Annotated in this window: 16 protein-coding genes and 4 pseudogenes; 7 read left to right on the top strand and 13 right to left on the bottom strand. The window is 70.1% G+C overall.

The annotated features are described in order from the left end of the window. Nucleotide 1 precedes the first annotated feature (1 nt). A complete protein-coding gene (solA, locus tag ACZ52C_RS30910) occupies nucleotides 2-1141 on the bottom strand; it encodes an N-methyl-L-tryptophan oxidase (RefSeq protein ID WP_469077829.1) in 1140 nt (379 codons plus the stop codon). A gap of 282 nt (nucleotides 1142-1423) precedes the next feature. Here solA and ACZ52C_RS30905 point away from each other — a divergent pair, with 282 nt between their 5' ends. Beyond that, entirely contained in the window at nucleotides 1424-2170 is a 747-nt protein-coding gene (locus ACZ52C_RS30905) for an IclR family transcriptional regulator (RefSeq protein ID WP_469077828.1), read from the top strand. 337 nt (nucleotides 2171-2507) lie between these two features. Beyond that, nucleotides 2508-3251, top strand: coding sequence for an IclR family transcriptional regulator (locus ACZ52C_RS30900; protein ID WP_469078011.1), 744 nt, complete (start codon nucleotides 2508-2510; stop codon nucleotides 3249-3251). Nucleotides 3252-3381: 130 nt separating this feature from the next. Here ACZ52C_RS30900 and ACZ52C_RS30895 read toward each other — a convergent pair whose 3' ends face one another. From ACZ52C_RS30895 to ACZ52C_RS30885, 3 genes are read right to left on the bottom strand one after another with little or no spacing between them, the layout of a single operon-like run. Further along, on the bottom strand, nucleotides 3382-4821 hold the full coding sequence (locus tag ACZ52C_RS30895) for an NAD-dependent succinate-semialdehyde dehydrogenase (protein ID WP_469077827.1): 1440 nt from the start codon (nucleotides 4819-4821) through the stop codon (nucleotides 3382-3384). Next, nucleotides 4818-7703, bottom strand: coding sequence for an FAD-binding and (Fe-S)-binding domain-containing protein (locus tag ACZ52C_RS30890; RefSeq protein WP_469077826.1), 2886 nt, complete (start codon nucleotides 7701-7703; stop codon nucleotides 4818-4820). The genes ACZ52C_RS30895 and ACZ52C_RS30890 overlap by 4 nt, the downstream gene beginning before the upstream one ends. Continuing rightward, complete coding sequence (locus ACZ52C_RS30885; protein ID WP_469077825.1) at nucleotides 7700-8968, bottom strand: aspartate aminotransferase family protein; 1269 nt, start codon at nucleotides 8966-8968, stop codon at nucleotides 7700-7702. The genes ACZ52C_RS30890 and ACZ52C_RS30885 overlap by 4 nt, the downstream gene beginning before the upstream one ends. Before the next feature lie 294 nt (nucleotides 8969-9262). Between ACZ52C_RS30885 and ACZ52C_RS30880 the strand changes: the two genes are divergently transcribed. After that, nucleotides 9263-10882, top strand: a complete 1620-nt coding sequence (locus ACZ52C_RS30880) for a PucR family transcriptional regulator (RefSeq protein ID WP_469078010.1) — start codon at nucleotides 9263-9265, stop codon at nucleotides 10880-10882. 462 nt (nucleotides 10883-11344) lie between these two features. On the opposite strand, the pseudogene ACZ52C_RS30875 reads toward ACZ52C_RS30880, so the two are convergent. Further along, nucleotides 11345-11597, bottom strand: a pseudogene (locus ACZ52C_RS30875) (GNAT family N-acetyltransferase); the annotation flags it as partial. A 96-nt stretch (nucleotides 11598-11693) separates the two neighbouring features. On the opposite strand from ACZ52C_RS30875, the pseudogene ACZ52C_RS30870 reads away from it, so the two are divergent. Continuing rightward, a pseudogene (locus ACZ52C_RS30870) lies at nucleotides 11694-12295 on the top strand (transposase family protein); the annotation flags it as partial. A 70-nt stretch (nucleotides 12296-12365) separates the two neighbouring features. On the opposite strand, the gene cimA reads toward ACZ52C_RS30870, so the two are convergent. The 4 genes and pseudogenes from cimA to ACZ52C_RS30850 all read right to left on the bottom strand — a co-directional run. Continuing rightward, nucleotides 12366-14201, bottom strand: coding sequence for a citramalate synthase (gene cimA / locus ACZ52C_RS30865; protein WP_469077824.1), 1836 nt, complete (start codon nucleotides 14199-14201; stop codon nucleotides 12366-12368). A 231-nt stretch (nucleotides 14202-14432) separates the two neighbouring features. Beyond that, complete coding sequence (locus ACZ52C_RS30860; protein ID WP_469077823.1) at nucleotides 14433-14567, bottom strand: hypothetical protein; 135 nt, start codon at nucleotides 14565-14567, stop codon at nucleotides 14433-14435. After that, entirely contained in the window at nucleotides 14564-15034 is a 471-nt protein-coding gene (locus ACZ52C_RS30855; RefSeq protein WP_469077822.1) for an isocitrate/isopropylmalate family dehydrogenase, read from the bottom strand. The genes ACZ52C_RS30860 and ACZ52C_RS30855 overlap by 4 nt, the downstream gene beginning before the upstream one ends. Before the next feature lie 106 nt (nucleotides 15035-15140). Beyond that, nucleotides 15141-15496: pseudogene (locus tag ACZ52C_RS30850) on the bottom strand (alpha/beta fold hydrolase); the annotation flags it as partial. A gap of 3 nt (nucleotides 15497-15499) precedes the next feature. On the opposite strand from ACZ52C_RS30850, the pseudogene ACZ52C_RS30845 reads away from it, so the two are divergent. Next, a pseudogene (locus tag ACZ52C_RS30845) lies at nucleotides 15500-15631 on the top strand (IS5/IS1182 family transposase); the annotation flags it as partial. Between the two features lie 487 nt (nucleotides 15632-16118). Here the strand turns inward: ACZ52C_RS30845 and ACZ52C_RS30840 are convergent. From ACZ52C_RS30840 to ACZ52C_RS30825, 4 genes are read right to left on the bottom strand one after another with little or no spacing between them, the layout of a single operon-like run. Further along, nucleotides 16119-17306 (bottom strand): zinc-dependent alcohol dehydrogenase, encoded by a 1188-nt coding sequence (locus tag ACZ52C_RS30840; RefSeq protein ID WP_469077821.1) that lies wholly within the window; start codon nucleotides 17304-17306, stop codon nucleotides 16119-16121. Beyond that, nucleotides 17236-18570, bottom strand: a complete 1335-nt coding sequence (locus tag ACZ52C_RS30835) for a four-carbon acid sugar kinase family protein (RefSeq protein WP_469077820.1) — start codon at nucleotides 18568-18570, stop codon at nucleotides 17236-17238. Before ACZ52C_RS30835 ends, ACZ52C_RS30840 begins: the two co-directional genes overlap by 71 nt. Before the next feature lies 1 nt (nucleotide 18571). Next, a complete protein-coding gene (locus ACZ52C_RS30830) occupies nucleotides 18572-19837 on the bottom strand; it encodes a RuBisCO large subunit C-terminal-like domain-containing protein (protein ID WP_469077819.1) in 1266 nt (421 codons plus the stop codon). Nucleotides 19838-19881: 44 nt separating this feature from the next. Then, nucleotides 19882-20949 carry a 2-keto-3-deoxygluconate permease gene (locus ACZ52C_RS30825; protein WP_469077818.1) on the bottom strand — a complete coding sequence of 356 codons (1068 nt, stop codon included), beginning with the start codon at nucleotides 20947-20949 and terminating at the stop codon, nucleotides 19882-19884. Between the two features lie 248 nt (nucleotides 20950-21197). Between ACZ52C_RS30825 and ACZ52C_RS30820 the strand changes: the two genes are divergently transcribed. After that, nucleotides 21198-21953 (top strand): DeoR/GlpR family DNA-binding transcription regulator, encoded by a 756-nt coding sequence (locus ACZ52C_RS30820; protein WP_469077817.1) that lies wholly within the window; start codon nucleotides 21198-21200, stop codon nucleotides 21951-21953. Nucleotides 21954-22124: 171 nt separating this feature from the next. Continuing rightward, the coding region (locus tag ACZ52C_RS30815) for a transposase (protein ID WP_469078009.1) at nucleotides 22125-22300 on the top strand (176 nt) is incomplete at its 3' end.

Below are 22300 nucleotides of genomic sequence, written 5' to 3'. Positions count from 1 at the left end.
GTCATGCCTCCGTACGGCCGACGGTGGAGAGGAAGTCGATGGGCTGGGGCGAGGTGCCGTCCAGAGCCAGGTCGGCGGCGATGTCACCGAAGGCGGGCGAGAGCTTGAAGCCGTGGCCGGAGAAGCCGGCGAGCAGGATCACGTTCTCGGCGCCGGGCAGGGGGCCGACCAGGGGGCGGCTGCTCTCGGTGTAGCCCTCCATGTAGACGGAGAGGCGGGTCGGGTCCGGGTGCAGGTCCGGCATGTGACGCCCGATCAGCTCGGAGAAGATCTCCAGTTCCTCGGGCTGCACCGTCCTGTCCAGCTGGTTCGGGTCGCCCGCGGGCTGGTGCAGGGCGCGGGAGAGGCCGAGCTTGACGGAGATGCCGTCCGGGGAGGGCAGGCCGTAGCAGTGGGTGGGTGCCGTGCGGATGAACGCCGGGCGCTCCTCGCCGAACCAGGCCTCGGGGGCGGTCGGCACGTACCAGGCGCTGACCAGGCGGCGGACGTCCACCTCCCACGGCAGGTCGGGCAGCAGGTCGTTGACCCAGGGGCCGGGGGTGACGACGGCGGTGTCGAAGCGCTCGCTGCCGGCGTCGGTGCGGATCTCGACGCCGCCCGCGACAGGGACGATCTCGCGGACCGTGCTGTAGCGGTGGATCACCGCGCCCAGCTGCTCGGCGCGGCGGGCGGCGCTCTGGATCGTCAGCTCGGGGCGGATGAAACCGGCGCGGCGGTCGAGCACGGCCGCGTCGCCGTCCTCGATGCGGTACTGGGGGAAACGTTTCGCCAGAAGTTCGGCATCCAGCACCTCGTGGTCGAGGTCGTGCTCCGCGATGGACTCCAGGACGGTGGCCATCTGGTGGTGCCCGGTCGGCCCCATCAGCAGACATCCGGTCAGCCGGCGCAGCTCACGGCCGGTCTCCTCCTGAAGCCGCTCCCACAGGGTGTCGGCGTGCTTGAGCAGCGGGACGTAGCGGGAGTCCTCGAAGTGCGCGCTGCGGAAGATCCGGGTCTCACCGCCCGCGGCACCGCGGTCGTGGCCGGGGGCGAACCGGTCGTACCCGACGACCTCGGCGCCCCGGACCGCCAGCCGCCAGGCGGCCTGGCTGCCCATCGTTCCGACGCCGATGACGGCGACGCGCTTCCTGGCAGCTGACACAGGACTTTCCTTTCGTATCGCCGAGGCGCATGCTGAGCGCCCGACGTGAGACTGATCGATTCGAGGCGGTTTGAACGGGGGCCGGGCCCCTTGTGTCGGGCTCTCGGCTCACAGCCGCCGTGTCTCGCGATACCGGCCCACATTGTCGGGATCTCCCGTTGGGCCGTGCCACATTGTGGAATGCTGTGCTAGAATCTGGCACGAGAATGGCAGTGGCCAGAGGAGGAGTCAAGAGGTGTCCAGCAGAAATTCCGCGGATTAACGGGGGGAAACCGGATGGAAATGAAGAGCGTCACGAGATCGCTGCGGGTTCTGGAAGCGGTCGCCCAGCATCAGCCGGTCACCGTCGGGGAGTTGACGAAACTCTTCGGCCTGCCGAAGTCGACCGTGCAGCGAACCCTGGTCACCCTGGCGGAGGCGGGCTGGCTGCGCGCGAACCGCAAGGACACCACCCGCTGGGAGATCGGCGCCCGGGTGCTGGCCGTACGGCCCGCAGCTCTGCAGGGCTCCAGCCTGTTCGCCGCCGCCCGCGAGCCCATGATCCGGCTCCGCGACACGGTGAACGAGACCATCCACCTGTCGGTGCCCGACGCGCTGCACAGCATGGTCGTCGTCGACCGCGTCGACTGCGACCACCCCGTACGGACCTTCCACACCATCGGCGACACCTCACCCCTGCACGCCACGGCCACCGGGCGCGCGATCCTCGCCCAGCTTCCGAAGCAGGACGTCGAGGAAGTCGTCGCCCAGGGCCTGGAGCGCTTCAGCGACACGACCCCCGCCGACCCCGACGAGCTGCGCGCCGAACTGGACCGGATCCGCGCCGACGGCTACGCGATCAACCGGAACCAGTACCGGCCGGGCGTCTGCGCCCTCGCCGCACCCGTGCTCGACGAGAGCGGGACCCCGTTGGCCGCCGTGGCCATCTCGATGCCCGACACCCGGTACGACGTGACCCGGGAGCCCGAGTGGGGTGGCCTCGTGACCGGCGCGGCAGAGGAGATCAGCGGACGCCTGCTGGGCGGCTGACGGAAGGTGATGGCCCAAGAAGGCCCCGACCGGAGAGGGCCGGCTCGCACGCGCCGAAGCGTGCAAGCCGGCCCTCTCCGCATGTCAGGGCAGCCGTCACCCCGGGCCCGACGGGGGGTGTCGGGCCCGGGGTGACGGCTGCCGCGCGGCACGGCGCGACGAGGGGCGGAGGCGAACGCCCGCCGCTCATCGCCGGGCAGGCCAGGGGGCCTCGCTCCCCTCCATGCCGTATAGTGGAACGCCATGCTAGAATGCGGCATGAATCATGCCCACGGCTCCGGGGAGGGAGTCGAAGGTGAGTGACCAAGCCACGCGACCGATGGGGCCCGGGATGGAAATGAAGAGCGTCATCAGGTCACTGCGCATCCTGGAGGCGGTCGCCCGGCATCAGCCGGTCACCGTGGGCGAGTTGACGAAACTCTTCGGCCTGCCGAAGTCGACGGTGCAGCGCACTCTGGTCACCCTCAACGAGGCGGGCTGGCTCCGGGCCAACCGCAGGGACACCACGAGCTGGGAGATCGGCGCCCGGGTGCTGGCCGTACGACCCGCCGCCCTACAGGGCTCCAGCCTGTTCGCCGCCGCCCGCGAACCCATGATCCGACTCCGCGACACGGTGAACGAGACCATCCACCTCTCGGTGCCCGACGCACTGCACAGCATGGTCGTCGTCGACCGCGTCGACTGCGACCATCCCGTACGGACCTTCCACACCATCGGCGACACCTCACCCCTGCACGCCACGGCCACCGGGCACGCGATCCTCGCCCAGCTCCCACGTCCTGAGGTCGACGAGTTCGCGACGGGCACGTTCGAGGGGTACGGCGAGGAGACCATCACCGACGCCGAGGAGCTGCGCACGGAACTCCAGCGGGTCAGGGAGCGCGGCTACGCCGTCAACCACAACCAGTACCTCCAGGGGATCTGCGCCATCGCGGCACCCGTCCTGGACGGTGACGGCGTCCCACTGGCCGCCGTGGCCGTGTCCCTGCCTGATTCACGCTTCGAGCCCGGTCGGCTCGCGGAGCTGGGGCGACTGGTGACCGAGACGGCGGCGGAGATCACCGCGCGCCACCTGCGCTGAGGGCGCCTTCGGCCCGGCCCGCCCGCGGCGAGGCAGGGCCCTCCCCGTGCCCGGCCAGGAGGACAGAGCGGCCGGGCACGGCGTGGCCCGCGCGGTGCGCGAGGAGGCGTAGGTCAGGGCAGGACCGCCGTCATCGCACAGGCACCGCGAGGTACTGGTACTCCAGGAACTCGTCGAGACCGACGCGGCCGCCCTCGCGGCCGAGCCCGGACTGCTTGACACCGCCGAAGGGGGCGGCCGGGTTGGAGACGAGGCCGGTGTTGACGCCGACCATGCCGACCTCCAGACGCTCGCTGACCCGCAGGGCGCGGTCCAGGCCCTCGGTGAAGACGTAGCCGACGAGGCCCCAGGGGGTGTCGTTGGCCCGGCGGATCACCTCGTCCTCGTCGTCGAAGGTGAGGATCGCGGCGACCGGGCCGAAGATCTCCGTGTCCATCAGGCGGCTGTCGGAGGCGACATCCGTGAGTACGGTCGGCGGGTAGAAGCAGCCCGGCCCCTCGGGCGTACAGCCGCCGACGAGCACCTGGGCGCCGCGCTCCACCGCGTCGGCCACCAGTTCCTCGACCTTGGCCCGTCCGACCCTGTCGATCAGCGGGCCGACGTCGACACCGTCCCGGGTGCCGGGGCCCACGACCAGCGCGCCCATGCGCTCGGCCAGGCGCCGCCCGAACTCCTCCGCCACGGAGGAGTGGACGAAGAAGCGGTTGGCGGCGGTGCAGGCCTCGCCCATGTTGCGCATCTTGGCGACCATCGCGCCGTCGACCGCCTTGTCCAGGTCGGCGTCCTCGAACACGACGAACGGCGCGTTGCCGCCCAGCTCCATCGAGGTCCGCACGACCGCCTCCGCGCTCTGGGCGAGCAGCAGGCGTCCCACGTTGGTGGAGCCGGTGAAGGACAGCTTGCGAATCCGCCCGCCGCGCAGGAGCGGTTCGCACACCTCCCCCGCACGGGAGGTGGTGACGACGTTGAGCACGCCGTCCGGCAGCCCGGCCTCCTTGAGGATCGCGGCGAGAGCCAGGCTGGACAGAGGGGTCTGCGGGGCCGGCTTGAGGATCATCGTGCAGCCGGCGGCGATCGCCGGGCCGATCTTGCGGGTGCCCATGGCCAGCGGGAAGTTCCACGGGGTGATCAGCAGACAGGGGCCGACCGGGCGGCGGGAGAGCAGCATGCGGTTGCGGCCGTCGGGCAGGACGCCGTGACCGCCCTCGATGCGCACGGCCTCCTCGGAGAACCAGCGGAAGAACTCGGCCGCGTACGCCACCTCTCCCCTGGCCTCGGCCAGGGGCTTGCCCATCTCGGCCGTCATCAGGTGGGCCAGCTCGTCGGTGCGCTCGACGATGATCTCGTACGCCCGGCGCAGGATCTCGCTGCGGACCCGGGGCGCCGTACGGGCCCACTCCTCCTGCGCCTGGACGGCGGCCTCCTCGGCGCGCTGGGCGTCCTTGGCGCCCGCGTCGGCGACGTGCGCGATGATCTCGCCGGTCGCGGGGTCGTCCACGGGCATGGTGGCGCCGTCCGCGGCGTCCGCCCAGGCCCCGCCGATGAACAGCTGCGTGGGTGTGTCGGTCATGACGTCTCTCCTGGTTGAACGGTCTGATCGGCGGCAGGGTCGAGGAGTTCCGCGAGGTGCAGGGCGCGGATGCCCCGGTCACCGGCGAGGTGGTCGATCTGGGTGGCGCAGCTGAAGCCGTCCGCGACGACGACGGTCGGCGTGTCTCCTTCGATGGCGGAGATGCCGTCGAGGCGTGGCTTCAGGGCCAGGTCGGCGACGGCCATCGAGGTGTCGTAGTGCTGCGCCTCGAAGCCGAAGTTGCCGGCGAGTCCACAGCAGCCCTCGGCCTCGTCGACCTTGACCACACCCAATCGGCGCAGCAGGTCGGTGGGGCGGCTGCCCTTGAAGGTGGCGTACTCGTGGCAGTGGGTCTGCAGGACGACGTCGGCCGGCAGCTCGGGGGGCGTCCAGTCGGGGGCGGCCAGGTCGGTCAGGGCGCCGGTGAAGGTGTGGACGCGCTCCGCGACCCGACGGGCGGCGTCCGTGCCGAGAAGCTCGGGCACGTCGCGTTTGAGGGCGGCGGCGCAGCTGGGTTCGGCCACGATGATGGGCCGCTCGTCACCGTTGTCGAGGTGAGCGACCGTACGGGCCATGATGCGGCGGGCGACGGACAGCTGGCCGGTGCTGACCCAGGTCAGGCCGCAGCACAGGCCGTCCTCCGCCGTGCAGGGGATTCCCGCGTCGGCGAGCACGCGGCTCGCGGCGCCCGCCACCTCGGGGCGGAAGGCACGGGTGAAGCTGTCGACGAAGAGCAGCGCCTTCGCCGGTTCGCCGGTCCTCGCACCGCGTAGGACCCGGCGAAGCGCGTGCCGGGAGGCGAAGGCCGGGATCCGGCGCTTCGTGGTCACCCCTCCCAGCCGGGCGAGCAGCTTGCCGAACGGTCCGCGCAGCAGCGCGTTGAGGGGGCGGGCGGCGAATCCGGCCAGGGCCGAGGTCAGCGGCAGCCAGCCCAGCGAGTAGTGGGAGCGGGGCCGGATCCTGCCCTTGTAGTGCTGGTGCAGGAACTCCGCCTTGTACGTGGCCACGTCGACGCCGACCGGGCAGTCACTGGAGCACGCCTTGCAGGACAGACACAGATCGAGGGCGTCCCGTACCTCCGTCGAGCGCCAGCCGTCCTGGACGAGGTCGCCCCGGACCATCTCCTGGAGGAGTCGGGCCCGGCCCCGGGTGGAGTCGGTCTCCTCCCCGGTGGCCCGGTAGCTCGGGCACATCACACCGCCCGCGTCGCTGCGGCAGCGGCCCACGCCGACGCAGCGGCGTACCGCGCCCGCGAAGCCGTCCTCGTCATGCGGGAAGGAGAACTCCGTCGCCAGGGGCTGGATCTGGTGCAGCGCGAGATCGGCGTCGAGCGGGGCCGGGGCCACGATCACGCCTGGGTTGAGCAGCCCCTCGGGGTCGAATACTTCCTTGAAGGCGGTGAAGGCCCGGATCATGCGGTGGCTGTACATGACCTCCAGCAGCTCACCGCGCGCCCGCCCGTCGCCGTGCTCGCCGGACAGGGTCCCGCCGTGTGCGACGACCAGGGCGGCCGCCTCGTGCAGGAAGCGGCGGGCGGCAGTGCGGCCCACGTCCGTCGCGAGGTCGAAGTCGATGCGCACATGGACGCACCCCGCGCCGAAGTGCCCGTACATCACGCCGGTGAGTACATGGGAGGCGAGCAGCTCGCGGAAGTCCCGCAGATAGCCGGCGAGGTTCTCGGGCGCGACCGCCGAGTCCTCCCAGCCGGGCCAGGACTCCCCACCGTCGACGAGGCGGGCGGCCAGGCCGGCCCCGTCTTCGCGGACTCGCCACAGGGAGCGCCGTTCGGCCGCGCTCTCCACGACCCGCCCGCCGGTCATCCGGCCCTGTGCCTTGAGCACGTCGAGGAGCTGGGCCGCGCGGGTGTTGACCGTGGCCTCGTCGTCGCCGTCGAGTTCGACGTACAGCCAGGCCCGCCCTTCGGGCAGTCCGGTCACGGAGTCCGGGCCGCGGCGGGCGCGCATGGTGGCGACGATCGCCTCGTCCATGCCCTCCACGGCGGTGGGGTTCCAGCGCAGGATCTCCGGCACGTCCTCGGCCGCGTCGACGACGTCGTCGTAGCCGAGAGTGAGAAGCGTGGAAGCCTGTGCGGTCGCCACCAAGCGGACCGTCGCGGCGGTGACGACCGCACAGGAGCCCTCGGTGCCGACCAAGGCGCGGGCCATGTCGAAGCCGTGCTCGGGCAGCAGGTGGTGCAGCTGATAGCCGGAGACCTGACGGGGGATGCGGCCAAGCTCGGTACGGATCGGCGCCAGGTTGTCCGCGATCAAACGGCGTACGTCGGCCTCGAGACGGGCGACGAGTTGGGCGTCCTGCGGGTCCACCGCGTGCAGTCCGGTGCGGTCGGCGACGGCGCGCACGCCGTCGGCCGTCACGATCTCCAGCGCCTCGATGTGCGAGCTGGTACGCCCGTGCCGTACGGACCGGTTGCCGCACGCGTCGTTGCCGATCATGCCGCCGAGTGTGCAGCGGCTGTGCGAGGACGGGTCGGGGCCGAAGGAGAGCCCGTGCAGGGCGGTCGCGCTCTGCAGCGTGTCGAGGACGACTCCGGCCTCGACACGCGCGGTCCCGCTCGCCGGGTCGATGTCCAGGATCCGGTTCATGTACCGGGAGAAGTCCAGGACGACGCCCGGCCCGACCGCGTTGCCGGCCATGCTGGTCCCGCCGCCGCGCGCGGTGACGGGGACGCCCGTCTCCTTGCAGGCCCGCAGCACCGCGACCACGTCGTCGGCGCTGCGGGGGAAGGCCACAGCCTGCGGGGGGACACGGTAGTTGGAGGCGTCGTAGGCGTACTGGCCGAGGGCGCCCGGGCCGGATTCCACCCGCAGGCCGGGAGCCGTCTCGATGAGACGGGCGGTCAGCCGCGCCACGCTGTCGCTCATCGCGGCGATGCTCCTGAGGTACCGGCTTCCACCGCGGTCGCCCACGCCTGGAGGCCCTCGTCCACCGCCGTCTCGTCGATGACGAGCGCCGGGATCATGCGTACGACCTGGTTCCAGGCGCCGCACAGCAGCAGGAGCAGGCCCTCGTCGATCGCGGCGCGCTGCACGCGGGCGGCGGTCTCGGGGTCGGGGCTGCCGTCCTCGGTGACGAACTCGGTGGCCAGCATCAGCCCGAGGCCGCGCACGTCGCCGATGCCCGGCGTCCGGTCGGCCACCGCCTCCAGGCCGTGCCGCAGCCGCTTGCCCATGGCCTCGGCGTTCTCGACGAGCCTCTCGTCGCGTACGACGTCGAGGGTGGCGACGGCCGCCGCGCAGGCCACGGCGTTGGCACCGTACGTGCCGCCCTGCGAGCCCGGCCACGCCTTGGCCATCAGTTCCTCGGAGGCGGCGATGCCGGACAGCGGGAAGCCGCTGGCCAGGCCCTTGGCGGTGACGAGGATGTCCGGGGTGACGCCGAAGTGGTCGTGGCCCCAGAAGCGGCCGGTGCGGCCGACGCCGGTCTGCACCTCGTCGAGGATGAGGAGGAAACCGTGGCGGTCCGCGCGCTCCCGCAGACCCTCCATGAAGGCGCGGGTGGCGGGCACGTAGCCGCCCTCGCCGAGCACCGGCTCGACGATGACGGCGGCCGTGTCGGCCGGCGAGGAGATCGTCTGGAGGGTGTAGTCCAGCTCCCGCAGGGCGAAGCGGGTGGCGGTCTCCTCGTCCCAGCCGTAGCGGTAGGCCGACGGGAAGGGGGTGACGACCACACCGCTCATCAGCGGGGAGAAGCCGGACCGGAAGCGGGTGCCGGAGGTGGTCATGGAGGCGGCGGCCACCGTACGGCCGTGGAAGCCGCCGTGGCAGACGATGACGTTGGGGCGACCGGTGGCCTGGCGGGCCAGCCGCAGCGCGGCCTCGACGGCCTCGCTGCCGGAGTTGGTGAAGAACAGGCTGTCCAGGCCGGCCGGCAGCACTTCGCCGAGCTTCTCGACGAGCTGTCGCAGCGGCTGGTGCATGACGGTCGTGTACTGGCCGTGGACCAGCGTGCCCACCTGCTCCTGCGCCGCCGCCACGACCCTGGGGTGGCAGTGGCCGGTGCTGGTGACGCCGATGCCGGCGGTGAAGTCGAGGTAGCGGCGGCCGTCCTCACCGTAGAGGTGGACGCCCTCGCCCCGGACCGCCACCACTGGCGTGGCCTGGCGAAGGTGCGGCGACAGTGCGGTCATGTTCGTCTCCCGGCCTCGGTGTTCGGTCTGCTGCGGTATCCCGAGCATCTCCGCCGCCCGGCAGCGAGCCAACGCGCGATCTGTCCGGTACGGGCCCGCTGTTCGGACGTTTCGTCAAGCACGGGCCGGAAATGCGGCGCTCGCTGCCCTCACCCACCGAGGCAGGACTGCCCTTGCGCAGGTCAGCGAGGCTTGTCACAGTGACCGGGCACTCCCCCTCTCGGCTTCGCTCGGGCGGGGCACCCCCATGGAGACACCGTGAACGACAGCCGTTCGACGGCACGACCGCCGGACATGGGCGGCCCGGACCCCACCCCGCCCGCCCGCGCCCTAAGCGTCGCCGACGTCCTTGCTCTGCCCGTCCTGGCCGCCGGCCGGCCCCAGGTCGTGACCGGCGTGACCTTGCTCGACCGGCCGGTCCGCTGGGTCCACATCACCGAGCTGACGGATCCCGCGTCCTTCCTCAAGGGCGGCGAACTCGTCCTGACCACCGGCATGCCCCTGCCCGAGGAGTCCGCAGGCATCCAACGCTACGTCGACGAACTCGCCCGGATCGGGGCGGCCGCCCTGGTCATCGAACTCGTACGGCGCTACCACCGCCCGCCCGACGCACTCGTCCACGCCTGCCGCACCCGCGGGCTGCCCCTGATCACCCTCGCCAAGGACGTCAACTTCCTCGAGGTCACCCAGGTCGTCCACGGCCTCATCCTCGGCCACCAGGCCGAGGCGATGCGCCGCACCCAGCGCATCCACGAGGCGTTCACCACGCTGACGCTGCGCGGCGCCGGACCGGAGGACGTCATGCGCGCGGCAGCCGAGATGAGCGGTCGCACGGTCGTCCTGGAAAATCTGGTCCACCAGGCACTGATCTGCGAACCCTCCGGCGCCACTCTGGAGGAAGCGCTCACCGACTGGGAGCAGCGCTCCAGAGCGACCCCGCCCGGCGACCGCACGAACCGACTCGGGCCGGAAGGCTGGCTCACCGCATCGGTCGAGTATCAAGGGGAACGTTGGGGCCGGGTGACCATGCTGCCCGTCCCCACCACCGAACCGGCCTTCGGACCGGAGCACATCACCGTCCTGGAAAGGACGGCGATGGCCCTGACCGTCGCGCGCCTCACCCACCCGACCCCCTGGGAAAGCACCGCTCACCGCAACGCCCTGCGCGACCTCGTCGAACAGCGCCACCGCTCCGCAGCGGACGCCTGCGCCCGGCTGGCCGCACTGGGCCTGCCCACCGAGAACAGCCGCTTCCTCACGGTCGTGGTGGACCTCCCCGCGACAGACACCACAGCGCATCCCGAGGCCCACCTCTCCCAAGTCCTGCGCGCCACGGGAATCCCGGCACTCATCGGCGAACTGAACCCCGGCCGCCTGGGAGTACTGCTCGCCCTGAGCCCCTCACACCCCTGGCAACCCGTGGTCGAACGGCTGAGCCACGTGGCGCGCGATCTCTCCCCGCGGGCCGTCGTGAGCGTCGGCTTGGAGGTCGACCACCTCACCGACACTCCCCGTTCCTTCCACCAGGCGAGCCGCGTGGCCGAGGCCACCCCACCCGACCAGCCTCTCCCCCCGGGCCGCTCCTTCCACGAACTCCGCGATGTCGACCTGCGCCGCCTGCTGTACGCGCTCCGCGAGGACACCCGGATCCAGGAATACGCCGAACGACGACTCGGCCGGCTCCTCGATCACGACGCCCGACACGGCACCGACCTGCTGACGACCCTTCGCCACTACCTCGACGTGGCCGGCAACAAGACCAGCGCCGCCCGCCGCGGCGGTCTGTCGCGCGAGACGTTCTACCAACGCCTGCGCACCATCGAACGCCTCCTCGGCTGTGACCTCGAATCCGGCGCACAGCGCACCGAACTGCACGTGGCCCTCACGGCTCTCGACATGCTGCGAGTCCACTGACGGCTCCGAGAAACCTCGCCTCATGCAGCGCCGACCGGTAACGCAATCGACGGTTCACATCCCGCTGGGCGGTGGCACCACGGGCGGGAACTCGCCGAAGAAGATCGCGGCAACCTCGATCGTGTCGGAGCACACAGGCCGCAGACGGAGCGACCAGGGGTCCAAAACCGGTGGGCAGTGCGCAGTTCGTGCCGGCTGAAGCGAACCAGATCGAGCCACCTCCGCCCGGGTTGCTCGGCCGCCGCTGAAACTCCCGCCCCATGCTCATTTCCTCGGGAGCCTGCTCGACGACCGCCTTTCACCGCCGCGCGACCTCAGCGCGTTCAGCGGTCCGGCCTCACCGGCACGATCACCCCGCCAGGGCAGAGGCGACGGCACACACGGAGCGCGCGGCGTCCAGCGGCTTCTGCATGCCGGCCACCATGCAGACGAAGCCGGCGCCCCGCCGACCGGCACACCGTGTCATTCCGAAGGAATGCGAAACTCGAAGTCGGGACGGTCCCAGGCACGGCGGGCGGGTTCGCCGACGCGGTCCCGGTCCGCACCGCACCGCACCGCACGGTGGTAGAAGTCCTCGGCGGGAAGACGACACGGCCTTCACACGGTCGAGCCCGGTGGCACGGGCCTCGGACTGCATGTGCGCCGCGAGCAGCCGTCCAATACCCCGTCCGATCGTCCCCTTGTCGTGGTGTAGCTGATCAAGGTGTGGGAGTGCGCGGGCGTCTGCCCGGGGCGCACACCTGATACTGGTGGTCGCTCCCTACTCAAAGGCGAGCCATCGTGCAACTCTCCCTGCGAAAACGCCAGTTCGGCCGAGCGGGGGTGCGCGGTCCCAGATCAACCTGGTCTGCGATTACGGACTCTGGCCGACGTGTTCGCCTACGCCCAGGCCGAAGGCATCGAGCTGTGGCTGGACGCCACCGAGATCCAGGTCCGCAGGCCACCGGCCGGCCGCGGCGGTCGGCGCGCATTCGTTTCCGGGAAGAAAAACAGAACACCATGAAGGCCACCGTCATCGCCGACTGGCGGGGCCGCACCTCATGGACCGACACCCTGCGGCCTGGTCGTATGCACGACGCCACGGCCGCCCGCAACGAGGGCATCGCCATCTGCTTCCAGCACTTCCCCGACGTCGAGGTCCTCCTGGACGACGGCTACCTCGGCCTGAGCCGCGACCACCGCGGGCAAGCGATCACACCACCCAGAAAACCGCGTCCGGGAGCACTGCCTGGCAGAGTCCAGCAATGGGAACGCGACCGCCACGAACACTCCAGCGACCGCATCACTGTCGAACACGCCCTCGCCGACCACAAACGCTGGAAGCAACTGACGCGCTGGACCCACCGCCGCGACCGCCTGCCCGACACCTACCGCGCCATCGCCAGCCTCGTCTCCGACCGCACCGCGATCTGAAGACAGGCCATGAACAGGCCAAACATGCCTCACCCGCTATCACACACCAACTCGTTAGGACATGCTTGATTCAAGAACGCACGGTGCCCTCTGTGACGGCGAGAACTTCCACGAGGCGGTTCAGTTTGTTGCGAGCACGCATGACGTTGGCGCGCGGCACCTGGATCCGGGCCGTGGCCTGTGCCGAGAAGGGGGCCGCATAGGACAGTTCGGTCACCGGAATGTTGCCCAGTGAAGTGGTGATCCGACGCAGGGCACCGGGGTTGTTGTGCAAGGTGACCGTCAGCGTGCAATCGGATGTGCTCTCGTCTGCACCCCCGATGCCCGTTCCGGAGTTCTGGAGCATGCCGTAGGTGAGGGACTCCTGGAGCGCTTCGCACGAGGCTGCGATGATGTTGTCCGCGACACCGACGGTGTGCCACACACTCTGGCCGTCGGTGACGCTGATCAGGACGCGGATCCGTGCCTCTGTGCCGCGGTGTCCTTCCAGGATGCGGACCTTGTAGTTGACCAGCTCGAACTGGTTCACTTCTGGATGGGTGTGGTGCAGTGCCTGGCGTAGGGCCCGGTCCAGGGCGTTGACCGGTCCGTTGCCTTCTGCCACAGCTGTCGACCGTCTGCCCTGAGCGCGCAGTTTCACCGCCGCTTCGGATTCCTGCCCCTGTTTGCCGCTTGCCTCTTCGCTGATCACACGCCACGACTCGAGTTCGAAGAATGAGTCCCGGTGCCCGAAGATCTCCTCGCGGAGCAGCAGTTCGAAGGAGGCGTCAGCGGCCTCGTAGGTGTAGCCCGCGTTCTCGCGCTCCTTGATGCGGGCGACGATGCGGCCCACTTGGTCGCGGTCGGCGCAGAGGTCGTAGCCGAGCTCCTTGGCCTTGAGCTCGATGGAGGCACGTCCGGCCATGTCGGAGACGAGCATGCGCATGCTGTTGCCGACCAGCTCGGGGTCGATGTGCTGGTAGAGGTCGGGGTCGACCTTGATGGCGGAGGCGTGTAGTCCGGCCTTGTGGGCGAAGGCAGAGGCTCCCACGTACGGCTGGTGGGTGGAGGGCGTGAGGTTGACGACCTCGGCGATCGCGTGTGAGATGCGGGTCGTCGCGGCGAGCCTCCCGGGGGGTAGCACTCTGCGGTTCAGTTTCAGTTCGAGGGTGGCGACGACGGGGAAGAGGTTGGCGTTGCCGACCCGTTCGCCGTAGCCGTTGGCGGTGCACTGGACGTGGGTGGCGCCGGCCTCGACGGCGGCGAGGGTGTTGGCGACGGCGCAGCCGGTGTCGTCCTGGGCATGGATGCCGAGCCGGGCACCGGTCTGCTCCAGCACGTGGGTGACGGTGTGGTGGACCTGCCAGGGCAGGGTGCCACCGTTGGTGTCGCAGAGCATCACCACGTCGGCTCCGGCCTCGTGCGCGGCGCTGACCACGGCGAGCGCGTAGTCACGGTTTCCCCGGAAGCCGTCGAAGAAGTGCTCGCAGTCGACGAAAACGCGGCGGCCCTGTTCGCGCAGGTATCGCACGCTGTCGCGGAGCATCTCCAGGTTCTCGGCGAGGGTGGTGCGCAGGGCCAGCTCCACGTGGCGGTCGTGGGACTTGGCGACGAGGGTGACCACGGGGGCGCCGGAATCGATCAGTGCGGCCAGTTGGGGATCCTCTGCAGCGCTGATGCCGGCGCGGCGGGTGGCGCCGAAGGCGACCAGCTGCGCGTGTTCCAGGTCGAGCTCATCGCGGGCGCGGGCGAAGAACTCGGTGTCCCGAGGGTTGGCCCCGGGCCAGCCGCCTTCGATGAAGCCGACGCCGAAGTCGTCCAGGTACCGGGCGATGGTGAGTTTGTCCGCGACGGTCAGATTGATGCCCTCGCGCTGTGCGCCGTCGCGCAGGGTGGTGTCGAAGACGTGGAAGGTCTCGTGAACCATGTCCGGGTGTTCCTGTCTGCCGGGACTGTGGGCCAAGGGGACTTGATCGAGTCGCTGGTGGCGCAAACAAAAAGACCCCTCGCGGAGCGCGAGAGGTCTGCGTGCGGGCGGTGAGTTGCCTGAGAGGGGTCTCCTCCCGGTCACCTCATTGCCGGCACGCTGCCGCTAATAATGAGCTGGGACAGCATGAGAGGGATTTTCACACGGCGGCGTCACCGCAGGAAGGGGGTCTCAACATGCGGCCACCCGTGCCATTCCCGCCCGGGTGAAGACGGACTCCTGGATCGCCGTCTCCTCGGGCCGCCCGCGATGGAACCGGCCGCCGATCTCCGAGTACTCGCCCTCGACGTTCTCACGCACGATCACCAGATCGATACCGTGTGCGTCGCGCAGCGGGCTGCGCGCACGCCCGGCGTCGAACGCGCCGGTGGCAGATTGAAGTACTGGTCGAAGTGGCGCCGGATGAAGATCAGCAGCCCTCGCAGGGAGACGTCGTCGGGGATGTCCGGTATTCCGACGGCGCCCAGCAGGATCGCGTCGTGCTGGGAGTGCACGTCCAGCGCGTCGACCGCCATCATCCTTCCGTGGCGCCGGTAGTGGTCCGAACCCCAGGGGTACGCCGGCCACCGCACGGTGAAGCCGTGCACAGCCGCGACGGCGTCCACCGCGGCGACGGCCGCGGACTGCGCCAGGGCCATCTGCTTCCCGTACGGCAGCCTGCTCAGCAGGACCGGCCACGGCCCGCTGCCGCCGGGCCGGTAGAAATCCGCGCGCAGCACCGTGCCGTCACGCATCTCCGCCGGGACATCGAACTCGATCTGAATCTCCGTCATGTGCTGCTCCTTTGCCTGCCGCGACGCTTTCTCGAGAACACGGGCGATCGGGTCTCCTCCGACGCGACACACCCGATCGGAGGTGACCACGGCGGTCTCGGGTCGTTTACGCCACCGCATTCAGCAGGTCTCCCAGCACGTGGGGCCGTTCCACCGCGATGAAATGGCCGGCCTTCTGCCCTGCGTGACGTCGGCGGCCAGCAACAGTCGCTTGTTGGCTTCCCGGTCCGAGGGCCGGGACCAGTCCTTCTCGCCGTGGACAAGGTGGACCGGCGCCTTGACCTCGCCATAGCGGGACCGGGCCGCGATGAGATGCGAGCTCGCTGTCGTCGATGATCTCGTGCCGACGGTCAGGTGGAGGCGGACGTTGTCCCAGACCAGCACGATCGAGCCCCCAAGCTGGATCCGAGCGCGGACCACCAGGGCGCGGAAGTCCCGCCATCCGAAGCCCTTCGGCTCATCCGCAATCGCGGCCGTCGCAGCCATCGCGGCGGGCTGCCGCCCGGGTTCGGCCGGGAGATCCACCGCCGGCACAACGTCATTGAGCGATGCTTCAACCGGCTCAAGGGCTTCCGTGGCATCGCCACCAGATACGACTGTGAGGATGACGGTGCCGTCCCGGCGGAGTGAGCCCGGTGGAAGCGTCCTCGGGCACGACACAGCGCAAAGGGCTCAACGGCGGCGGTGGCGGCCAGGCCCACGCGGCTCTCTGCACCATCGTCCTTGCCCGACTCCGCGGGGAGACACGCGGCCGCAGCTACATCGAGCGAGGCATCGCCGAAGGCAAGACCCGACGCGAAGCCATCCGCTGCCTCAAACGCAAAGTCGCCCGAGAGCTCTGCACGTCGTCATCCGAACCCATGCCCAGCCTCAAAGCCAGGCTCTGGCCGCTTGACCTCCGTAGGGCATCAAGATCGCCACCTCCTACGAGGCAGCCGTCAGTGGCGCGTCCCTTCTGCTCTGGGCAAGATCCGTTTGAAGACGGACCCTGGCGCCCTACGACCGTGTCCTCTGCGGCATGCCGTCCACATTGTGGGCTCGTCGTGTTCGGACGGGCTCGCGGACGACAGCCGCTATCGGAGCGTCAGCCCAGCCCTGGTACCAACAGCACCTTGCAGGCGTCCCCGGTGAGCAGATCGATCGCCTGGTCGACCTGGCTGAGTCGCAGTCGGTGCGTGATCAGCCAGTCCAGGTCCAGGCGTCCGGGGTTCAGCAGGAGCAGCGTCTGCTCCCAGGTTTCCCACAGGCGGCGGCCGAAGATGCCGCGCAGCGTGATGCCCCGCTTGTTGATCTGGGCAGCGATGTCGATGGGCACCGGCCGGCCCGGGTGTCCCACGGTCACGACCGTTCCTTCTCGACGCACGGCGTCGAACAGGGACGGGAGTGCGGCGGCCGCTCCCGAGCATTCGAAGGCAACGTCGGCCCCACCGCGGTGGCCGCTGAGTTCGCGGCTGCGCTCGGCGACCCCCTCTCCGGGCTCCATCGTGATCACTCCGAGCCGTTCGGCTTCGGCGCGGCGGAACGGATTCGGCTCGATCACGATCACGTAGGCGGCACCCATGAGCGATGCCAGTCGCGCGACGACCATGCCCACCGGCCCGGCGCCACTGACCAGAACGCCGCGGCCGGCCACCGAATACCCGGCGCGCTGAATGGCGTGCACCGCGACACCGGCCGACTCCAGCAGTGCGCCGGTCTCCAAGGGCACGCTGTCGGGAAGGGGGACGCAGATGCGGTGGGGCACGGCGACGCGTTCGGCGAAGACCCCGTCGAAGTGCATGCCCAGGATCTGCGTGCGCTCGCAGGTGTGGGCGTCCCCGGTCCGGCATGCGAAGCACTGACCGCACGCCAGGTGGCTTTCCAGAGCGACGCGGTCACCCACGCGCAGGTTCCCCACCCCGGTGCCCACCTCGACGACGGTGCCCGCCGCTTCGTGACCGAGTACGACGGGAAGTCCCAGGTTGAACGCCTGGGCCGCCGGCGACCACTCGTGGCATTCGCGGTCGGTGCCGCACAACGAGGCCGCCGCGATCTCCACCACGACCGCGCCGTCCCCGGCTTTCGGCTCGGGCGCATCGGCGACGTACTCGACTCCCCTGTCCGCGACTGCTTTGACGACTGCCCTCATGAATGCACACTCCTTCGTGTCTTGTACGTGGCGGGTTGGCTGGTGGCCCGGACGGACGGTGGTCAGGTCGCGGTTACGGCTGCGGCTGCGGCTGCGGCTGCGGCTGCGGCTGCGGCTGCGGCTGCGCGAAGCGTTCGAGGACATCGACCGGACCGACCTGTCCGCCCTTGAGCAGCAGCCGGCAGCCGGCCACGGCCGCTTCGCTGTCGGTGCGGCAGACGGGGGCGGCTGTGACGAACTGGGTGGCGACGCGCAGCTCGCTCACCCCCATGGCCAGCAGTGCGTGGCTGGAGGTGTCGCCGCCGAGCACGGCGACGTCCCGGGTGAGGCCCTTGACGGCCATGTTTCCGGCCAGGGTGCCCAGGAGTCCGCCCACATGGGCGGCGTCGAGGGGACCGGCCGCGGCGTAGCGAGGGTCCTGGGTACCGCGCGTGGTGTGCACGATGACGTTCCGTCCGGCCGCGAGCAAGGCGGCCGAGCGCTTCTCCAGATCGTCCAGCAGGGACGGATCCTGTCCGGTGAGCAACTGCGTGGGCACGGCCAGCTCGGTCCAGCCGTGCGCGACGGCGTCGGCGATCTGTGCGTCCGTCGTGCTGGAGGCCGACGCGCTGACGGCCAGCACCGGCCCGGAGGCGGGCTGGGCGCTGTCGGCCACGTCGGACCGTCCGGTGGCTGTGCGGGCGAGGGCGGCCATGACACCGCCGGAGCCGACCACGATGGAGGGGCCCTGCCGGGTGTCGTCCTCTCGCAGTGCCAGCGCGAGGGTGTCGAGGTGGCCGTCCTCGACGGCGTCCACGACGAAGGCGGCCCGGCTGGAGTGGCGGAGTGTCGCCCACTGCTCGCCGAAGGAACCATCGGCGTGGGCGGGGAGGTGGATGGCTGCGGGGACCTCGCCGGTAGGCAGTTGCTCGGCGATCACCTGCCGCAGGTCGGCCTCGTGCATCGGAGTCGACGGATGCTGCGCCATGACGGGATGCCGGTCGAGGCGGTAGGCGTCGCCGGAATAGCCGGCGAAGTGGTTGCTGAAGGCGGTGTACCGGCCGAAGCCCGGCTGTGCCGGTGCGACCGCGATCGGGCCGTGGTGGGGGAAGCGCTCGTGCAGCAGCTCGATGCCTCTGCCGATGCTGCCGCGTGCGGGGGCACTGTCGAAGGTCGAGCAGACCTTGTAGATCAGCACCTGGGCATCGGCGGTGGCGATCCGATCCAGCTGTGCGCGCACCAACGCGTCGAAGGCCGCCCCGCCGAGCGAACGCGACGGTCCGGCGATCCCTACGACCTCGCAGTCGGTGGGGAGCGGCCGGCTGCCGTCCCCGATGACGAGCACGGCGTCGAGACCGTGCCGGTGGGCCTGTGCGAGGACATCGCTGGCACCGGTCAGGTCGTCGGCCACGAAACTGACGTACGTCATGTCAGGCCACACCTCCGAACGCGCGCCCGGCGTGCAGCAGCGCCGGGTCGCCCGCCTCGGCCGCCGCGTGTGCCGCCACCTCCAGGGGAACGCCGTCGACGGCAGCCGCCCAGGCGGCCCGGAGACTGCGCACGCCGGCCGCCGGTCCATCGGGATGCGCGGCCACGCCTCCGCCCGCGAGCATCAGCAGGTCGGTCGAGCCGACCGCGGTGAAGGTCGGTGCCGGGGTGGTGACGTTCTGGCCGGACGACAGGGTCGGTACCGGACTCAGCGTCTTGCCCAGGGGTTCGAGCAGGCCGCGCACATGGGCCGCGACCTCCTCGTCGGTCTCGTAGAACTTGCTGCCGAGACCGCTGACATGCAGATGGTCGGCTCCCGCCAGGCGGGCCAGCCGCTGCCACACCCGGTACGACACCCCCAGCGCCGGCGAGCGCATCGATCCGGCCAGACCGGCGCGATGTCCGTGCACGGGGACTTCGGAGAACTCCCGCAGCCAGGCCAGCGCGGGCAGTCCCATGACGGGGACGTTGAGCATCACGCACCGCCCGCCCGCCTCGACCACCAGGTCGTGGCGCCGGCGGAGCCCGGCGAGATCCCCCGTGATGTTGAAGGCGTACATGACCGGGTGGCCGGTGATCTGTTCGGCTTCTCGGATCTCTTCGGTGGCCATGGCGACCCGGCGCTCCAGCGGGAGGTACGACGGATCGGTCATCAGCTCGTCGTCCTTGATCAGATCGACCGACGCCCTGGCCAACTCCCGTACGGCCAGGCGGAACTCGTCCTCGGCAAGACCGACGTTCGGCTTGATGATGGTGCCGATCATGACGCCCTCGGCACCCCCCATCAGCCTGCGGGTGCCGGGGATGCCGAACGCGGGGCCCGGGTGAGCGGCAACGAACTCGTCCGGCAGCTCGATGTCCTGCAGGCGGCAGGCGAACAGCTCACCCAACTCGAAGAGGTTGCCTGCGATCGTGGTCTGCAGGGTCGCCAGGTCGGTCCCGATGTTCTCCATCGGGAACTCGACCACCGCAACAGCGGCCCGCACCGCCTCGGGGCGGGAACGCGACGGCAACGACGGGCTGCGCGCGCCCAGGTCCCGCACGCTGACGACCTGCGCCGCATGCCGCTCGCGAATACGGGGGGACTCGCCCGGCACAGCGACGAAGGTGCCACTGGACTGCTCCCCGGCCATCGCCGCGGCGGCCTGTTCCGGATCGATCTCCGATTCCAGGTAGTAGGTGCAGCGCACGACCCGCTGGTCACGCATGTGCTCTCCGTTTCTCGACGACTGTGATGTGAGGGTCGTTCGGCTCAAGTGCCGTCGTGGTGTGCGGCAGCTTCCCTGTTCGCGCCGGCCACGTGATGCGGGGCGGAGGACGGCCCGTCGCCGACGGCTGTCGCGTCGCCGACCCCGTCGGCGGCCGAGGGCTGCTTCAGGATCCGGCGTGCCCAGAAGACGGTGATCAGCGGACACAGGATCGACGTCACCACGACCGATGAAGCGACGAGCACGGTCGCGTACTCGGCGGCCGGTGCGTAGACGGGATTGGCGGCCGCCACGATCGAGGGGACCACTGCCGCGTTGCCGGCGGTGGTCGCCGCTGCCAGGCCCGCGATGCCGTCGCCACCGCTCGCCTTGTCGGCCAGCAGCAGCACCGCCCCGCCGACCAGCACCACGAACAGCCCCAGCCCGGCCCCCAGCAGGCCGGCCTCCCAGACAGCGGTCAGGTTGAGCGTGAGTCCCAGTGACAGGCCGAGGAACGGCACGAGGGCGGGCACGGCGGGGGCCAGGAAGCGACGCATCTCGGGATCGAGGTTGCCCAGGAGCATCCCGAGCACCAACGGCAGGATGGCCCCCACCAGGGTCTGCCAGGGGAAGGCGGACAGACCGGCGACGCCGAGCGTGACCATCGTGAGGAAGGGGCCGGACTCCAGGCTCATGACGCTGTAGGCGCCGACGTCGCGCTTGCGCCCGAACTGGGCCATCAGTGACATGTAGAGGCCGCCGTTGGTGTCGTTCAGCGCCGCCACGACCGCCAGCGTCGACAACCCCGCGAAGACACCACCGCTGACCGGTGATTCGCCGAGGAACCTGCCCAGCACGATGCCGACGACCAGTGCGAACAGGACCTTGGTCCCCAGCAGCACACCGCCCTTCTTGGCGATATAGGGCGTCGCCTTCACGTCCAGGGTCGCGCCCAGACACACGTAGAAGACGGCCAGGATCGCGGGCAGTCCCGTGTACAGGGCTCCGGTGAAGGAACCGAAGAACTCTCCGGAGCCCGGCGCCGCCGTGTGCACCACGGCTCCGACGAGCATCGGGACGAGCATCAGCCCGCCGGGCACCTTCTCTATGCCGGCTTTGATGGGCACAGCCATGGGGACCTCCGAACGACGATGTTCGAATGAACATTTGGTGACTCGGAACGTAGCCGCAGGGAGCGGGCAGGTCAATGGGTTCTCGCCACGGCATCATCTGTATCGAGCCGAAGCCGCCCGCGTGAGCAGGTATCGCGACAGGCCGAACGAGTCGCTGTAATGTTCATATGAACACCGTTTGACGGGGTGGCAGCAGTGGGTCACCCCTGGTTGAACCCCAGGGCCGGAGGCCGGATAGCGTGATGAGCGTGGCTCAAGACGAGATGGAACCCGTGCGCAACTCCCGACAGCGAGCCATCCTCAGCGCGTTGCAGGAATCCCGGCAGGTCGACGTCAACACGCTCGCGGAGCGCTTCGGGGTGTCCGGCATGACGATCCGCCGCGACCTGGCCGAGCTCGATCAGGCAGGGCTGTTGGACCGGGTCCATGGCGGCGCCGTGCCACGCCGGGCACCCGCCTACGGGGCCCGGTCCTCGACGATGACGTCCGAGAAGTCGAGAATCGCGCGGGCCGTGGCGGACCTGGTCAGGCCAGGTGCCTCGGTGGGCATCGACACCGGCACCACCTGTACCGCCGTCGCCGCCGAACTCGCCGCCCGGGACGATCTGACCGTGATCACCAACTCGCTCCACGCGGCGTTCGAACTGCGCGACACGAGGAGCCGGGTCCTCGTCCTGGGCGGGCTCATGACACCCGAACTGAGCCTGGTCGCCTCCACGGCCGCGCAGGAAAGGCCGCAGATCCATCTGGACCTGATGATCCTCGGCTGCGGAGGACTGTCCGTCGACCGCGGGATCACCTACTTCGACCCCGCCGAGGTCGAAGTACGCCGCACACTTCTCGATCTCGCGGACCGGGTCGTTGTCGCTGCCGACCACACCAAGTTCGACCGCAAGAAGGCGATGGCCCTCGGCGACCTGTCGGTCATCGATGTCCTCGTCACCGACCAGACGCCTCCCCCTGAGCTGCGCTCCGCATTTGCCGAGGTCGTTGTCGCTCCGTAGTGCCCAAACCGAGGGCGGACTCATAAGAGGTGGGGCCTCCCCCAAGCTTGGCGCGCACGTCGGCTTCGTCGATGCCCCGCTGGAGCTCTTTCTCCTCTAGGGACTGTCTTCAGTTGTGATCAAACCCTGGTTCTGGCCCCGGGTGCGGTGTCGGTCCGGTAGGACTCTGGTGTGACACGTGCGCAACTGACCGAAGACGAGTGGGAGTTCATCGGGCCGTTCCTGCCGGTAGGCAGGTTCGGCCCGTACCCTGAGCGGCTGCGTGAGCAGTTCGAGGGGGTGATCTGGCGGTTCCGCACGGGCAGCCAGTGGCGAGAGATGCCCGAGCGGTTCGGCGCCTGGCAGAC

This window comes from Streptomyces sp. NPDC034049 (assembly GCF_055575575.1).
The sequence above is the reverse complement of the archived record's forward strand: the minus strand, read 5'-3'. Positions and strand labels throughout refer to the sequence as shown.